The 14,085-nt window shown below is 77.3% G+C and carries 14 protein-coding genes; 8 read left to right on the forward strand and 6 right to left on the reverse strand.

Features of this window, described 5'->3' with window-relative positions:
• Positions 1–34 precede the first annotated feature (34 nt).
• On the reverse strand, positions 35–658 hold the full coding sequence (locus tag Q0848_RS10380) for a hypothetical protein (protein WP_299037229.1): 624 nt from the start codon (positions 656–658) through the stop codon (positions 35–37).
• Between the two features lie 161 nt (positions 659–819).
• Between Q0848_RS10380 and Q0848_RS10385 the strand changes: the two genes are divergently transcribed.
• The gene (locus Q0848_RS10385) at positions 820–2,394 is read left to right on the forward strand and encodes a methyl-accepting chemotaxis protein (RefSeq protein WP_299037231.1); all 1,575 of its coding nucleotides are present in this window, start codon (positions 820–822) and stop codon (positions 2,392–2,394) included.
• A 47-nt stretch (positions 2,395–2,441) separates the two neighbouring features.
• A complete protein-coding gene (locus Q0848_RS10390) occupies positions 2,442–3,230 on the forward strand; it encodes an SDR family NAD(P)-dependent oxidoreductase (protein WP_299037233.1) in 789 nt (262 codons plus the stop codon).
• Between the two features lie 42 nt (positions 3,231–3,272).
• Here Q0848_RS10390 and purU read toward each other — a convergent pair whose 3' ends face one another.
• A complete protein-coding gene (gene purU / locus Q0848_RS10395) occupies positions 3,273–4,142 on the reverse strand; it encodes a formyltetrahydrofolate deformylase (RefSeq protein ID WP_299037235.1) in 870 nt (289 codons plus the stop codon).
• 281 nt (positions 4,143–4,423) lie between these two features.
• Between purU and glyA the strand changes: the two genes are divergently transcribed.
• Positions 4,424–5,698, forward strand: a complete 1,275-nt coding sequence (gene glyA, locus Q0848_RS10400) for a serine hydroxymethyltransferase (RefSeq protein ID WP_366146533.1) — start codon at positions 4,424–4,426, stop codon at positions 5,696–5,698.
• Complete coding sequence (locus Q0848_RS10405) at positions 5,695–6,582, forward strand: bifunctional methylenetetrahydrofolate dehydrogenase/methenyltetrahydrofolate cyclohydrolase (protein WP_299037239.1); 888 nt, start codon at positions 5,695–5,697, stop codon at positions 6,580–6,582. The genes glyA and Q0848_RS10405 overlap by 4 nt, the downstream gene beginning before the upstream one ends.
• Before the next feature lie 75 nt (positions 6,583–6,657).
• On the opposite strand, the gene Q0848_RS10410 is transcribed toward Q0848_RS10405, so the two are convergent.
• From Q0848_RS10410 to Q0848_RS10420, 3 genes are all read right to left on the reverse strand, one after another.
• Positions 6,658–7,320, reverse strand: coding sequence for an endonuclease domain-containing protein (locus Q0848_RS10410; RefSeq protein WP_299037241.1), 663 nt, complete (start codon positions 7,318–7,320; stop codon positions 6,658–6,660).
• A gap of 84 nt (positions 7,321–7,404) precedes the next feature.
• A complete protein-coding gene (locus tag Q0848_RS10415) occupies positions 7,405–7,557 on the reverse strand; it encodes a hypothetical protein (protein ID WP_299037243.1) in 153 nt (50 codons plus the stop codon).
• A 185-nt stretch (positions 7,558–7,742) separates the two neighbouring features.
• Complete coding sequence (locus Q0848_RS10420; protein ID WP_299037245.1) at positions 7,743–8,540, reverse strand: SDR family oxidoreductase; 798 nt, start codon at positions 8,538–8,540, stop codon at positions 7,743–7,745.
• Positions 8,541–8,631: 91 nt separating this feature from the next.
• On the opposite strand from Q0848_RS10420, the gene Q0848_RS10425 reads away from it, so the two are divergent.
• On the forward strand, positions 8,632–9,531 hold the full coding sequence (locus Q0848_RS10425) for an exodeoxyribonuclease III (protein WP_366146534.1): 900 nt from the start codon (positions 8,632–8,634) through the stop codon (positions 9,529–9,531).
• Positions 9,532–9,574: 43 nt separating this feature from the next.
• On the opposite strand, the gene Q0848_RS10430 is transcribed toward Q0848_RS10425, so the two are convergent.
• Positions 9,575–11,128 (reverse strand): NAD(P)/FAD-dependent oxidoreductase, encoded by a 1,554-nt coding sequence (locus Q0848_RS10430; RefSeq protein ID WP_299037249.1) that lies wholly within the window; start codon positions 11,126–11,128, stop codon positions 9,575–9,577.
• A gap of 91 nt (positions 11,129–11,219) precedes the next feature.
• Here Q0848_RS10430 and trpS point away from each other — a divergent pair, with 91 nt between their 5' ends.
• From trpS to Q0848_RS10445, 3 genes are read left to right on the forward strand one after another with little or no spacing between them, the layout of a single operon-like run.
• Entirely contained in the window at positions 11,220–12,323 is a 1,104-nt protein-coding gene (trpS, locus tag Q0848_RS10435) for a tryptophan--tRNA ligase (RefSeq protein WP_299037251.1), read from the forward strand.
• Complete coding sequence (locus tag Q0848_RS10440) at positions 12,320–12,964, forward strand: 2'-5' RNA ligase family protein (protein WP_299037253.1); 645 nt, start codon at positions 12,320–12,322, stop codon at positions 12,962–12,964. Before trpS ends, Q0848_RS10440 begins: the two co-directional genes overlap by 4 nt.
• Positions 12,961–14,085: a YihY/virulence factor BrkB family protein gene (locus tag Q0848_RS10445; RefSeq protein WP_299037254.1), complete on the forward strand. Its 1,125-nt coding sequence runs from the start codon at positions 12,961–12,963 to the stop codon at positions 14,083–14,085. The genes Q0848_RS10440 and Q0848_RS10445 overlap by 4 nt, the downstream gene beginning before the upstream one ends.

Here is a 14,085-nt window from a genome sequence, read left to right on the forward strand (position 1 = left end):
ACACGACCGCCGGGCGCGCTCGCGCTGGCCCGCCTCAGCCGGAGAAGACCTCGTCGTCCAGCCGCGGGTCGAGCTCCTCGAGGCGCAGGGACAGCAGGAGCTCCCCGCGGGGCGGTGCCGCGCGCAGCAGCAGCCCGCTGGCCGCGTCCACGACGACCACCAGCTCCCGCCCCGCCCGCAGGCCACCCAGGGTGCCGCGCACGCAGGGGCGGCCGTCGACGACGACGTCCTCGACGCCCCCCACGACCAGGCCGGCGACCGCCGCGCGGCGCTCGCGCGAGGGCAGGGCGCCCACGGCGGGCGGCAGGCCGGTGACGAGCGCCAGCGGGTCGAGGGCCGCGCCGACGCCGGTGCCGAGGGGCAGCGGGGTGCCGTGCTCGTCGAGCGGGACCCCGAGCGCTCGCGCGAGGACGCCGCCCTCGGCGTCCTCGAGGCGGACCCCGGCCGGCACCCCCATGAGAGGGCGCCGCAGGAGCGCGCGAGCCGCGCCGGGGGCCAGGAGATCGCCTCCCTCGAGGAGCGCGACGCGCGCGGAGGACCACCAGCCCGCGGTGCCGGCGAGCAGATCCCGCAGATTCCGCAGGTCCGGCTGGTCCTGGTCCCGGTCCGGGGCGTGGTCCGGGCGGTGCCGGTGCGCGTGGTCTCCGTCGGCGGGCACGGCTCCCACCGTACGGCGGTCGGCGGCCCCGGTGCGCCGCCGCCGACGACCGGCGGTGCGCGGCCGGGTGACGCCGGCGGGCTCCTCTCCAGCAGCCGCACCCGGGCGCCGACACCCCGGTGCGGGGCGGGAACGGGCCCGGGCCGCGGGAGGAGGTCGTCGTGGCTCAGCAGGGGTCGGTCGCACGTGGTGGCGTGGCGCGGAAGGTCGCCGCCGTCGCGGGCGCGGGGGTGCTCGGCACGGCCGTCATCGGCGGTGCGGCCCTGGCGGGCACCGCCTCCGTCGAGCGCGCCGAGCAGGCGCTGGCGACGAGCGCGGAGGCGGACCTCCTGGTGCGCGCGCTCGACACCCGCGCGAGCGAGCTCAAGGTGGCCGCCTACCGGTCCCTGACCTCGGACCCGGCCGGCGCCCGGGCGGACGTCGCCGAGGACTCCGCGACCGTCGAGGAGCTGCTGGGCGAGCTCGGGGCGCTGCCGCTCGACGACGCCGGCCAGGAGAGCGCCGCGGCCCTGGAGGACACCTACGGCACCTACCTCGCCGACATCAGCGCGTTCGTCGACCTCGCCGTCGCCGACCAGGCCGCCGCCCTCGCCCGCCAGGACGAGGTCCAGGTGGCGAACGACAGGACGGACGAGGTCGTCGGGGCCGCGGTCGACTCCTTCACCGAGGACCGCCAGGCCCGGACCGCCCAGGTCGAGGCGGCGCTGTCGGCCCTCCGCTACACCGTCCTCGTCGTCGCCTCCGTCGTCGTCGTGGCCCTGCTCGCGCTGGGCGTCGCCGTCAGCCGCAGCATCGTCCGGCCCCTGCGCCAGGCGGTCGCGACGCTGGAGCGCGTGGCCGCGGGCGACCTGACCGCGCGCCTCGGGAGCACGTCGGCCGACGAGGTCGGCCAGATGGCGCGCGCGCTCGACACCACCGTCGAGACCCTGAGCGGGGCCATGTCGACCATCGCCGCGTCGTCCACGGCCCTCGCGGCCGCGGCCGAGGAGCTGTCCGCCACCTCGCAGCAGATCACCGGGGTCGCGCAGTCCTCGGCCGACCGGGCGGGCAGCGTCGCGACCTCCGCGGACGCCGTCGCGGGCAGCGTCTCCACGGCGGCGGCCGGCGGCGAGCAGATGGGCGCCTCCATCACCGAGATCGCGCACAACGCCACGGAGGCCTCCCGGGTGGCCTCGGACGCCGTCGAGGCGGCGGAGCGCACGTCCGCGTCCGTGAGCCGGCTCGCGGAGTCCAGCCGCGAGATCTCCGTGGTGGTCCGGGTCGTCTCCGGGATCGCCGAGCAGACCAACCTCCTGGCGCTCAACGCCACCATCGAGGCGGCGCGGGCCGGCGAGGCGGGCAAGGGCTTCGCGGTCGTGGCGGGCGAGGTCAAGGACCTGGCCCAGGAGACCGCCCGCGCCACGGAGGACATCGGCCGGCGCGTGGAGGCCGTCCGCGCCCAGGCGGAGGACGCGCTGCAGGAGATGACCCGCGTCGGGGAGGTCGTCGGCCGCATCCACGACAGCCAGGCCAGCATCTCGGCGGCGGTCGAGGAGCAGACGGCGACGACGGCCGAGATGGGGCGCAGCCTCGCCGAGGCCGCGGCCGGCGCGGGGAGCATCGCCGGGGACCTGTCGGGGATCCTGCACGCCGCGCGCACCACCACCGACGCCGCCGACCAGTCCCAGCAGGCGGTCGTCGAGCTCGCGCGCATGTCCTCCGACCTGCAGGTGCTGGTGGGGCGCTTCCGCTACTGACCGCCGGCGGGGCGGGCAGACCGTCATCCCTGCCTAGGGTGGCGGGCATGGACCTGGGACTGGCCGGCACGCGGGCGCTCGTCACCGGTGCGAGCCGGGGGATCGGCCTCGCGGTCGCCGACGCGCTGGCCGCGGAGGGCGCCGACGTCGCGCTGCTGGCGCGCGGGGCCGACGGCCTCGCCGCCGCCGCCGCACGCGTCGGCCGCCACGGGGGCCGGGTGCGCACGGCGTCGGTCGACGTCACCGACTTCGGGGCCCTGGCCGCCGAGGTCGACGCCGCCGCAGCCGATCTCGGCGGGCTCACGCACGTCGTGGCCAACGCGGGCGGGACGGTCGGCGGGGGCAACCTCCTCTCCGGCTCGGCGCAGGAGTTCGTGGACACCTACGCGCTCAACGCCGGCCACGCCGTCGCGCTGCTGAAGGCGGCCGCCCCGCACCTGGCCGCCGCCGGGGGAGGGGCGGCCGTCGTCATCTCCTCCGTCACGGGGCACCGCCCGGCGCCGCGCACCGCCTACGCCGCCGCCAAGGCGGGGGAGATCCACCTCGCGGCGACCCTGGCCCGCGAGCTCGCGCCCCAGGGCACGCGCGTGAACTCGGTGAGCCCCGGCTCGATCCGCTTCCCCGGCGGGGGCTGGGAGTCCTTCGAGGGGGCGAACCCCGAGCGCTACGCCGACTTCGTCGACCGCGAGTTCCCCCTCGGCCGGCTCGGGCGCCCGGAGGAGGTCGGCGAGGTCGTCGCCTTCCTGCTGTCCGAGCGCGCGTCCTGGGTCTCGGGCACCGACGTCGTCGTCGACGGCGCGCAGGGCTACCCGAGCGGGCGGCGCTTCACCGACTGACCGCCGGCCACGGGCGGACCGGGACGTGGGAGCCGCTGCGGCTCAGCGGAAGACGACGGTGCGGTGCCCGTCGAGGAGCACGCGGTGCTCGGCGTGCCAGCGGACGGCGCGGGCCAGCACCTGCGCCTCGACGTCCTGGCCGATGCCGACCATGTGGGCCGCCGACGAGGCGTGGTCCACGCGCTGGACGTCCTGCTCGATGATCGGGCCCTCGTCCAGGTCGGCCGTCACGTAGTGCGCGGTCGCGCCGATGAGCTTGACGCCGCGGTCGTGGGCCTGGGCGTAGGGGCGGGCGCCCTTGAAGCTCGGCAGGAACGAGTGGTGGATGTTGATGGCCCGCCCGTGCAGGGCGCGGCACGTGTCGTCGCTGAGCACCTGCATGTAGCGCGCGAGGACGACCAGCTCGACGTCGCGCTCCTCGACGAGGGCGAGCAGGCGGGCCTCGGCCTCCGCCTTGGCGCCGCGCTCGACGGGCAGGTGCGTGAAGGGGACGTCGTAGGACGCCGCCATCGGCTCCAGGTCCCGGTGGTTGCCCACGACGCCGACGACGTCGACCGGCAGGCGCCCCGAGCGCTGGCGGAACAGCAGGTCGTTCAGGCAGTGCGCCGCGCGCGAGACGAGCACGAGGGTGCGCACGGGGCGCCCCAGGACGTCGAGCGTCCAGTCCATGCCGAACCGCGCGGCGACCGGCGCCAGGCGCGCGGCCAGCTCCTCGCGCCCGAGCGGCACCTCGACCTGCACGCGCAGGTGGAAGCGACCCGTGCCGGGGTCGCCGTACTGCTGGCTCTCGGTGATGTTGCCGCCGGACTCGGCCAGGACCCCGCTGACCGCGTGGACGATGCCGGGGCCGTCGGGGCAGGCCAGGACCAGGACGTACGCGGGCACGGTCTCGTCGGCCGGGGCGGTGGTCACGGTCGGGCACGCTACTGGCCGCCCCGGGCTACCCTGGCCCCGCCGCGACTGGCGAGGGTGGTCACCACCGGGGAGCGGCAGCGAGGTCGGTGCGCCGCGGGTGGGCCGGCCCCGAGCAGCGCGCGGTCGTCCGCCTGGGCCGTCGCCTGCGACGCACGAGACGCCCCGCCCGTGCCCGCCAGCCGCGAGGAGACGCGATGAGCACCGTCGAGCCCGTCCAGCCCCTGAGCCCCGCCGAGGTCCACGAGGACCCGCCCGCGGCCCCGGTCGCCCGCACCCCCGTGGACGGCGGCGTCACCGACCGCCCGCTCGCCGAGGTCGACCCCGAGATCGCCGAGGTGCTCGAGCGCGAGCTCGGCCGCCAGCGCGGCACCCTCGAGATGATCGCCAGCGAGAACTTCGCCCCGCGCGCCGTCCTCGAGGCGCAGGGGTCGGTGCTCACCAACAAGTACGCCGAGGGCTACCCGGGGCGCCGCTACTACGGCGGCTGCGAGTTCGTCGACGTCGCGGAGGACCTCGCCCGCGACCGCGCGAAGGCCCTGTTCGGCGCCGAGCACGTCAACGTCCAGCCGCACGCGGGCGCGCAGGCCAACGCCGCCGTCATGCACGCGCTCATCCGCCCCGGCGACACGATCATGGGCCTCGAGCTCGCCCACGGCGGGCACCTGACCCACGGCATGAAGATCAACTTCTCCGGGCGCCTGTTCGACGTCGCCACCTACGGGGTCGACCCCCAGACCCACCTGGTCGACATGGACCGCGTGCGGGAGACGGCCCTCGAGCGCCGCCCGAAGCTCATCATCGCCGGCTGGTCCGCCTACGCCCGCCACCTCGACTTCGCGGCGTTCCGCGCGGTCGCCGACGAGGTCGGCGCGCTCCTCATGGTCGACATGGCGCACTTCGCGGGCCTCGTGGCCGCGGGCCTGCACCCCTCGCCCGTGCCGTACGCCGACGTCGTCACCTCCACGGTGCACAAGACGCTCGCCGGGCCCCGCAGCGGCGTCATCCTCTGCCGAGCCGAGCACGCCAAGAAGATCGACTCGGCCGTCTTCCCGGGGCAGCAGGGCGGGCCGCTCATGCACGCGGTCGCCGCGAAGGCCGTCGCCTTCAAGATCGCCGCGAGCGAGGAGTTCCGCGAGCGCCAGGAGCGCACCCTCCGCGGGGCGAGGGCCGTGGCCGCGGCCCTGACGACGGACGCCGCCCGCGGCGCCGGCGTGGACGTCCTCACCGGCGGCACCGACGTCCACCTCGTGCTCGCCGACCTGCGCGAGTCCGCGCTCGACGGCAAGCAGGCCGAGGACCGCCTCCACGAGGCCGGCATCACGGTCAACCGCAACGCGGTGCCCTTCGACCCGCGACCGCCGATGGTGACCTCCGGGCTGCGCATCGGGACGCCCGCGCTCGCGACCCGCGGCTTCGACGACGCCGAGTTCGCCGAGGTGGGCGAGGTCATCGCCGAGGCGCTGCAGCCGGAGTGCGACGTCCCGGCGCTGCGGGCGCGGGTCGCCGACCTCGCCGAGCGCTTCCCGCTCTACGCCGGGCTGGAGGGCTGGTGACCGGCGCTCGCGCGGTCGTCCTCGACGGGCGCGCCGCGGCGGCGGCGGTCAAGGCCGACCTCGCGCAGCGCGTGGCCGCGCTGCGCGAGCGCGGCGTCGTGCCGGGCCTGGGCACGGTGCTCGTGGGCGACGACCCGGGCAGCGCCAGCTACGTCGGCGGCAAGCACCGCGACTGCGCCGAGGTCGGCATCGAGTCGATCCGCGTGGAGCTGCCCGCGGACGCCGGCGCGGCCGCGGTGGAGGCGGAGGTCGCGCGGCTGAACGCGGACCCGGCCTGCACCGGCTTCATCGTCCAGCTCCCGCTGCCCTCGGACGTCGACACCAACCGCGTCCTCGAGCTCGTGGACCCGGGCAAGGACGCCGACGGCCTGCACCCGACCAACCTCGGCCGGCTCGTGCTGCGCGTGCGCGAGGAGGCCACCTCCCCGCTGCCCTGCACGCCGCGCGGGTGCCTGGACCTGCTGGCGCGCCACGACGTCCCGCTCGACGGCGCGGAGGTGGTCGTCGTGGGCCGCGGCACGACGGTGGGCCGCAGCATCGGCCTGCTGCTGACCCGCCGCGACGTCAACGCCACGGTGACGCTGTGCCACACCGGGACGCGCGACCTGTCCGCGCACCTGCGCCGGGCCGACGTCGTCGTCGCGGCGGCCGGGGTGCCCGGGATCGTGCGCCCGGAGGACGTGAAGCCCGGTGCCGCCGTGCTCGACGTGGGCGTGAGCCGCGTCGTCGACGCCGCCGGGAAGGCGCGGCTCGCGGGCGACGTCGCCCCGGGCGTCGAGGAGGTCGCCGGCTGGCTCTCGCCCAACCCCGGCGGCGTCGGGCCCATGACCCGCGCGCTGCTGCTCGCCAACGTCGTCGAGGCCGCGGAGCGCTCGCTGGCCTGACGAGGCTGCTCGAGCGTGACGAACGGCCGGAACGCCAGGTCGAGACTGACGAAGGGCGTGATCCCCGGCCAGGGATCACGCCCTTCGTCGGTCTCGACCGCTGCGGGTGACGAGCAGGCGGGCGAGGTGCCGCAGGAGCTCCTCCGGACGCGCGAGCACCTGCGCGTCGACCTGCAGCACCACCCAGCCGAGGGCTCGGAGGCGGTTGTGGCGGGCCAGGTCCCGCGAGTGCTGGCGCGGGTCCCGGTGGTGCGCGCCGTCGTGCTCGACGGCGACCCGCTGCTGCGGCCAGGCGAGGTCGAGCCGGGCGACGAAGGCGCCGTCGGCGTCGCGCACCTCGTGCTGGGGGACGGGCGGCGGCAGGCCCGCGTCGAGGACGAGCAGCCTCAGCGACGTCTCGCGCGGGGACTCCGCCCGCGGGTCGAGGCGGGCGAGCAGCCGGTGCGCGCGGACCACGCCCCTGGCGCCCGCTCGGCGCTCGAGCTGGGCGCGGAGGGCCTCCGGGGTGAGCGACCACCGGTGGGCCACGGCCTCCGCGGCGCCTGGGGCGCGGGCGTCGGGCAGCGTGCGCAGCAGGTCGACCGCGGTCCGCGCCGGCGACGTCGCCCAGCCCAGGGCGGTCCGGACCAGCTCGTCCCGCTCGAGGCGGCCCTCCCGCACGCGCAGGCCCTCGCGGGACCGGGGCGCCGGTCGGGGTGCGATGACGACGACGTCGTCACCCGCCCCGGCCTCGGGCACCCCGAGGGCCAGGCGGCCGAGAGGTCGGCCAGCACCGCGGAGCGGTGCAGGGCGGCGAGCGAGGCTCGGGCGAGCTCTCCGTGGTCAGCCGGCCGGTCGCCCGTCGAGCGGTAGACGCCGCGCGAGGCGCTCGAACCCCGGGCCCGCCAGCTGGCCCTCGGTGAGGCGCCCGTCGAGGCGGCGTCGCGCCACGGGGACGCCGCGCAGGTCGGCGGGGACCTCCAGTCGCTTCGGCACCCGGGGAGGGTGCCCGCTCGGGCCAGGTCCCCGCGGCGCCCCTGTGGACGACCCGTCGAGACCGACGTCTCGCACGATCCCGGCGCCGGGATCATGCGGTCCATCGGTCTCGGCGCAGCCGTCCCTCGGTTCGTCGGTCTCGGCGCAGCCGTCCCTCGGTTCGTCGGTCTCGCCGGGCGCCGGCGTCAGGGCTCGCGGTGCACCCGGTGCTGGGCGGCCTGGGCGAGGGGCTTGACGACGAGGAGGTCGACGTCGACGTGCGGCGGGCGGGTGACGACCCAGGAGACGCAGTCGGCGACGTCGTCGGCCGTCAGCGGCTCGGCGACGCCCTCGTAGACCTTCGCGGCGGCGCCGGCGTCACCGCGGAAGCGGTTCGTCGAGAACTCCTCCGTCGCGACCATCCCGGGGGCGATCTCGCTGACGCGCACCGGCTTCCCGAGGAGCTCCAGGCGCAGGGTCTCGGCCAGCGCGGTGGTGCCGTGCTTGGCGGCCGTGTAGCCGCCGCCGCCCTCGTAGACGATGCGGCCGGCGGTGGAGGACATGACGACGACGTGCCCGTTCCCGCTGGCCACCAGTGCGGGCATCAGCTCCTTCACCACGCGCAGGGCGCCCAGGACGTTCACGTCGTACATCCAGCGCCAGTCCTCGACGCTCGCGTCGACGACGGGGTCCATGCCCACGGCGCCGCCGGCGTTCGCGACGAGGACGGCGCACTCGCCGACCTCGCGCGCCATCGCGGCGACCGAGGCGTCGTCGGTGACGTCGCACACGACGGCGCGCCCGCCGACCTCCTCGGCGAGGGCGCGGATCCGGTCCTCGCGCCGCGCGGCGAGGACGACGTCGAAGCCGTCGGCGGCGAGGCGGCGCGCCGTCGCGGCGCCGATGCCGCTGCTCGCGCCGGTGACGACGGCGGTGCGGCGGGCGGGGGAGGTCCGGGGTCGCTCGGGAGCGGTGCCGTCGGCAGGGGTGTCAGCGGGGGCCATGGTGGGTGCCTAGCATCCCCCGGTGCCCGACGCAGCCCCTGCCCAGACCACCGCTCCCACGACCCCGCCCGACCGCGCCCCCGGCGCTCCCCTGGTCGTGGCCACCGCCAACGTCAACGGCGTCCGCGCGGCCGTGCGCCGCGGCATGGGGCCGTGGCTGGCCGCGCGCGGCGTCGACGTCCTGTGCCTGCAGGAGGTCCGCGCCGACGACGACGTGCTCCGGCGCGCGCTCGCCGAGATGGCGGGGGAGGGGGCGCCGGCGAAGGGCGCCGCCCAGGGCGACGCCGTGGCCGGCTGGCACCTCGCGCACGTCGAGCCCACCGACGCCGGCACCAAGGGCCGTGCGGGCGTGGCCGTCGCCAGCCGGCTCCCGATCTCGGCCCTGCGCACCGACCTGGGCGACGCCGACCCGCAGGGGCGCTTCGCCGGCGCGGGTCGCTGGCTGGAGGCCGACGTCGCGCTCCCCGACGGGCGCGCGCTCACCGCGGTGAGCGCCTACGTCCACTCCGGCGAGGCGGGCACGCCGCAGCAGGAGGACAAGATGGCGTTCCTCGCGGCGGCCACCGAGCGCATGGCCGCGCTCGGGGCGGACGGCGACGCGCTCGCGCTCGTGACGGGCGACCTCAACGTCGGGCACCGCGAGCTCGACATCAAGAACTGGAAGGGCAACGTCAAGAAGGCGGGGTTCCTCCCCGAGGAGCGCGCCGCGCTCGACCGCTGGTTCCGCGCCCCCGGGGGCGCGGGGGACGACGCCGGCGGCCTCGGCTGGGTCGACGTCGCCCGCCGGCTCGCCGGCGAGGTCGACGGCCCCTACTCCTGGTGGTCCTGGCGGGGGCAGGCCTTCGACCGGGACACGGGCTGGCGCATCGACTACCAGGTGGCCACGCCGGCGCTCGCGGCCGCCGCGCGCACCTGCGAGGTCGACCGCGCCCCCACCTACGCCGAGCGCTGGAGCGACCACGCGCCGGTGGTGGCGACCTACCAGCTCTGAGCCGGGCCGGCGCGGACCCCGGGGCCTCCCGGGCCCCGGGGTCTCAGGCCGTGTGGGCGGGCTGACCGGCGCCCGCGCCGGGCCGGGCCTCGCCGCGGCGCGCGCGCACCTGGTCGCGCGCGTCCTCGGCGGCCGGGAGCAGCAGCTCGCCCCACGCGGGGAACGGGTGCACGACCTCGGCGAGCAGCTCCACGTCGAGGCGACCGCGCACGGCGAGCACGAGCTCCCCGCCCCAGCTGTCCGCCTCGGGCCCGACGACCGAGGCGCCCAGGAGCACCCCCGTCCGCGCGTCGACGACGAGCTCGACCGTCCCCGGCCCGTCGTAGCGCTCGACGTGGGCCCGGCCCGTGTCGTGGGTCGGCTGCGACGCGACGACCACGTCGTGGCCGGCCTCCCGCGCGCCGTCCGCGGTCAGGCCCGTCGCGAGCACCGGCGGGTCCACGTAGACGGCGCGCGGCATGCCCGTCTCGTCACCGTCGCGGGGACGCCCCACGAGCGCGTCCGCGACGACCCGCGCCTGGTAGTTGGCCCCGTGGGTGTACGGCGCGAGCCCGTTGACGTCGCCCACGGCGTAGACGTCGTCCAGGGGCTCCCCGTCGGCCAGCACGCGGTACCGGGCGTCCACGGCGAGGGCGCCGGCGTCCGTCGTGTCGAGCACCAGGCCCTCGACGCACTGCAGGCGGGGCTTCCTCCCGCTCGCCAGGAGCACGCGCTCGCCGGTCACCTCCGAGCCGTCGTCGAGCTCGAGGACGACGCCGTCGCCGCCCGTCCTGGCCCGGCGCGCGGTCACGCCCGTGCGCACCTCGACGCCGGTGGCCGTCAGCGACCGCACGACCGCCTCGCCCACCGACGGGTTCTCGCTCGCCAGCACCCGGGGGGCGGTCTCGACGAGCGTCGTGCGCACCCCGAAGGAGGCGTAGACCTGCGCCAGCTCGCAGCCGACGGCCCCGCCGCCGAGCACGAGGAGGCTGCCGGGGCGGTGGTCGCTCGAGAGGGCCGCGTCGCTCGTCCACGTGGCGACGTCCGCGAGCCCGTCCACCGGGGGAGCCGACGGGCTGCTGCCGGTGGCGAGCACGAGGGTCCGCCAGCGCAGCACGTCGACGACGTCGCCGGGCTCCTCGGGCGAGGTGCCCCCGCGCCGCACGCGCACGAGGCCGCCGCCCGCGGCGTCGCGCTCGACCTCGCCCCACCCGCGCACGAGCTCGACGCCGGCCTCGCGCAGCCCGTCGGCCTTGCCGCCGTCGTCGAGGTCCGCCGTCGCCTCCTCCCGCCGCTGCAGCGCCCACGCCCAGGCGCCGTCGTGGTCGGTCGACCCGCTGCGGCGGTGCCCCCGGGCCGCCAGCAGCATCGCCTTGCTGGGCACGCACGCCCAGAAGGGGCACTCGCCGCCCACGAGGGAGCCCTCGACGACGGCCACGGACAGGCCCGCGGCCGCGGCGCGCGGCCCCGCGGTCTCGGCGGCGGAGCCGCCGCCGACGACGAGGACGTCGACCACGCGGGGCTCCGCGCCGCCGGTGCCCTCGCGGTCGAGGCCGGGGGCGGGGTCGGGGGCGGGGCGGGTGCCGGCGCGCTCGGACGGCGCGGTCTCGGTCGTCATGCCCCGAGTCTGCGGCGCCCGCCGCCGCGCGGTGCGGGCGGGGGCGCGGGGCGCGCCTGCGCGGGGCGGCCGGGCTGCCATGATGACGACCATGCCCGCACCGCCCGCGACGTCCGCCGCGACCCCCGCGCCAGCCCTGACCCCGGGCGACCAGCCCGCCGGCCAGCCCGCTCGCGACGCGGGCTCCCGCCCGCGCATCTTGTCGGGGATGCAGCCGACGTCGGACTCGCTGCACCTCGGCAACCTGCTCGGCGCCCTGCGGCAGTGGGTCTCGCTGCAGGACACGCACGACGCCCTCTACTGCGTCGTCGACCTGCACGCCCTGACCGTGCAGGTGGACCCGGCCGTGCTGCGCCAGCGCACCCGGCGGACCGCGGCGCAGTACCTCGCCGCCGGCGTGGACCCCGAGCGCGCGTCCCTGTTCGTGCAGAGCCACGTGCCCGAGCACGCCCAGCTGGCGTGGGTGCTCAGCTGCCTCACCGGCTTCGGCGAGGCCAGCCGGATGACGCAGTTCAAGGACAAGTCCCAGCGCGCCGGCGCGGACACGGCCAACGTCGGGCTCTTCACCTACCCCGTCCTCATGGCCGCCGACATCCTGCTCTACGACACCGACCAGGTGCCCGTGGGCGACGACCAGCGCCAGCACCTGGAGCTGGCGCGCGACCTGGCCGGCCGGTTCAACTCCCGCTTCGGGCGCACCTTCGTGCTGCCGCAGGCCTACATCCCCCCGCAGACGGCGCGCATCGCCGACCTGCAGGACCCGACCTCGAAGATGAGCAAGAGCGCCGCCAGCACAGCCGGTCTCATCGACCTGCTGGACGAGCCCCGCGTGGTCGCCAAGAAGATCCGCTCCGCGGTCACCGACACCGGGCGCGAGGTCGTCTACGACCCCGCGACCAAGCCCGGGGTCTCCAACCTCCTCGCGATCCACAGCGCCCTGTCGGGCACGGCGGTGGCCGAGCTCGAGGCGCGCTTCGCGGGCAGCGGCTACGGGGACCTCAAGAAGGAGGTCGCCGACGTCGTCGTCGAGGTGCTCACCCCGCTGCGGGCGCGGACGCTCGAGCTCCTGGACGACACGGCGCAGCTCGACGCGGTGCTCGCCACCGGCGCGGAGCGCGCGCGCTCGATCGCCGGCGAGGTCCTCGCGCGGGCGCACGACCGCCTCGGCCTGCTGCCGCCGGCGACGGGCGGGTGAGCGGCGCGCACGAGGGGGCCGCCGACCGCCTCGACCAGACCATGGGCCTCCCCCTCGCGCCGGCGGCCGCGGGCGTGGTGACGATCGGCGTCGCCGTGGCGGTCCCCGAGCCCCACGCGGACGAGCTGCGGGAGTGCCGCCGCGGCTTCGGCGACCCCCTCGCCGACGCGGTGCCGGCCCACGTGACGCTCCTGCCGCCCACCTCCCTGCCCGTCCACCGGGTCGAGGACGTCGTCGAGCACCTGGAGCGCGCCGCCGGCACCACCGCGCCGTTCACCATGCGCCTGCGGGGCACCGGGACCTTCCGGCCCGTCTCGCCCGTCGTCTTCGTGCAGGTGGCCGAGGGCATCTCGGCGTGCGAGCTGCTCGAGCGGGCCGTGCGCTGCGGACCGCTGGGCCGCGACGTCGAGTTCGCCTACCACCCGCACGTCACCGTCGCCCACCACGTCGTCCCGGACGCGCTCGACCGGGCCTTCGACGAGCTCTCCGAGTACGAGGTGGTCTTCCCCGTGGACGCGTTCTGGCTCTACCGGCACGGCGACGACGGGGTCTGGCGCCCCGACCAGCGCTTCGCCCTCACCGGTGCCCCGCCGGTCGAGGAGACCGCGCGGGAGCCGCTCCCCCCGGGGGAGGCCCCGTGAGCGCGGACGCGGCGCAGGACGCCTCGCCCGGCCTGGTGGCGCGGCTCGCCGGCTCGCGGCCCGTGCGCGCCCTGCTGCAGTACCTCGGCCACCGCGGCAACGTGCTCGCGGGCGGGATCGCCTTCGTCGGGCTGTTCTCGCTCGTGTCGCTGCTCGTCGTGGCCGCGTCCGTCCTCGGCCTCGTGTTCGGGTCGAGCTCCGAGCTCCAGGCGCAGGTCTACAGCCAGCTCAACGGCACCGTCCCCAACCTCGTGCGGACCGACGAGAGCCCCAGCGGGCTGCTGGACCCGAGCAGCCTCCTGCGCTCGGACGTGCTGAGCCTGACCGGCGGCGTCGCCCTGCTCGTGGCCCTGGTCACGGGGCTCGCGTGGCTCGACGCGCTGCGCGAGGGCATCCGCGCCGTCTTCACCGAGCCCCCGGACCAGCGACCGGTCCTGCTCAAGAAGCTGCGCGACCTGCTCGTGCTGCTGACCCTCGGGCTCGTCCTCCTGGCGACGGGGACGGCGACGCTGGTCGTCGGCGCCGCCTCGCGGACGCTGCTCGAGCTCGTCGGGCTGGAGGGCTCGGCCGTGGGCCCCGTCCTCCTGCCCGTGCTCACCTTCGCCGTCGTCGCCGCGGTCGACACCGGCGTCTTCCTCGTGCTGTTCCGGGTGCTGTCGGACCTGCGCCTGCCGGTGCGCGACGTGCTGCAGGGCGCCGTCGTGGGCGGCGTCGCCCTCGCGCTCATCACGACGCTGAGCGGAGGGCTGCTGCAGCTCGTGGGCAGCAGCGACAACCCCCTCGTCACGGCCAGCGCGACGCTCGGGGCCATCCTCATCTGGCTCGGGCTCCTGGCTCGGGTGACGCTGCTCGCCGCGGCGTGGGCCGCCACGACCGCCGAGGACGCCGGGAGCGTCCGCCTCGAGCGCCGCGAGGCGGCGGCGCCGGTCGGGGCGGTGCGCGAGGACCTCGACGTCCCCGCGGGGCCCCGCCCCCGGACCGCGGTCACCTTCGACCAGCGCACCACCGACCGCACGACGCTGGCCGCGGGCGCGCTCCTCGGCGCCGTGGGGGTGGGCCTGCTGCACATGACGACGGGCGCCGCCCGCGCCGTCGTCGACGGGCTGCGCGACCGGGACTGA

This window comes from uncultured Pseudokineococcus sp. (assembly GCF_947495735.1).
Lineage (GTDB): Bacteria > Actinomycetota > Actinomycetes > Actinomycetales > Quadrisphaeraceae > Pseudokineococcus.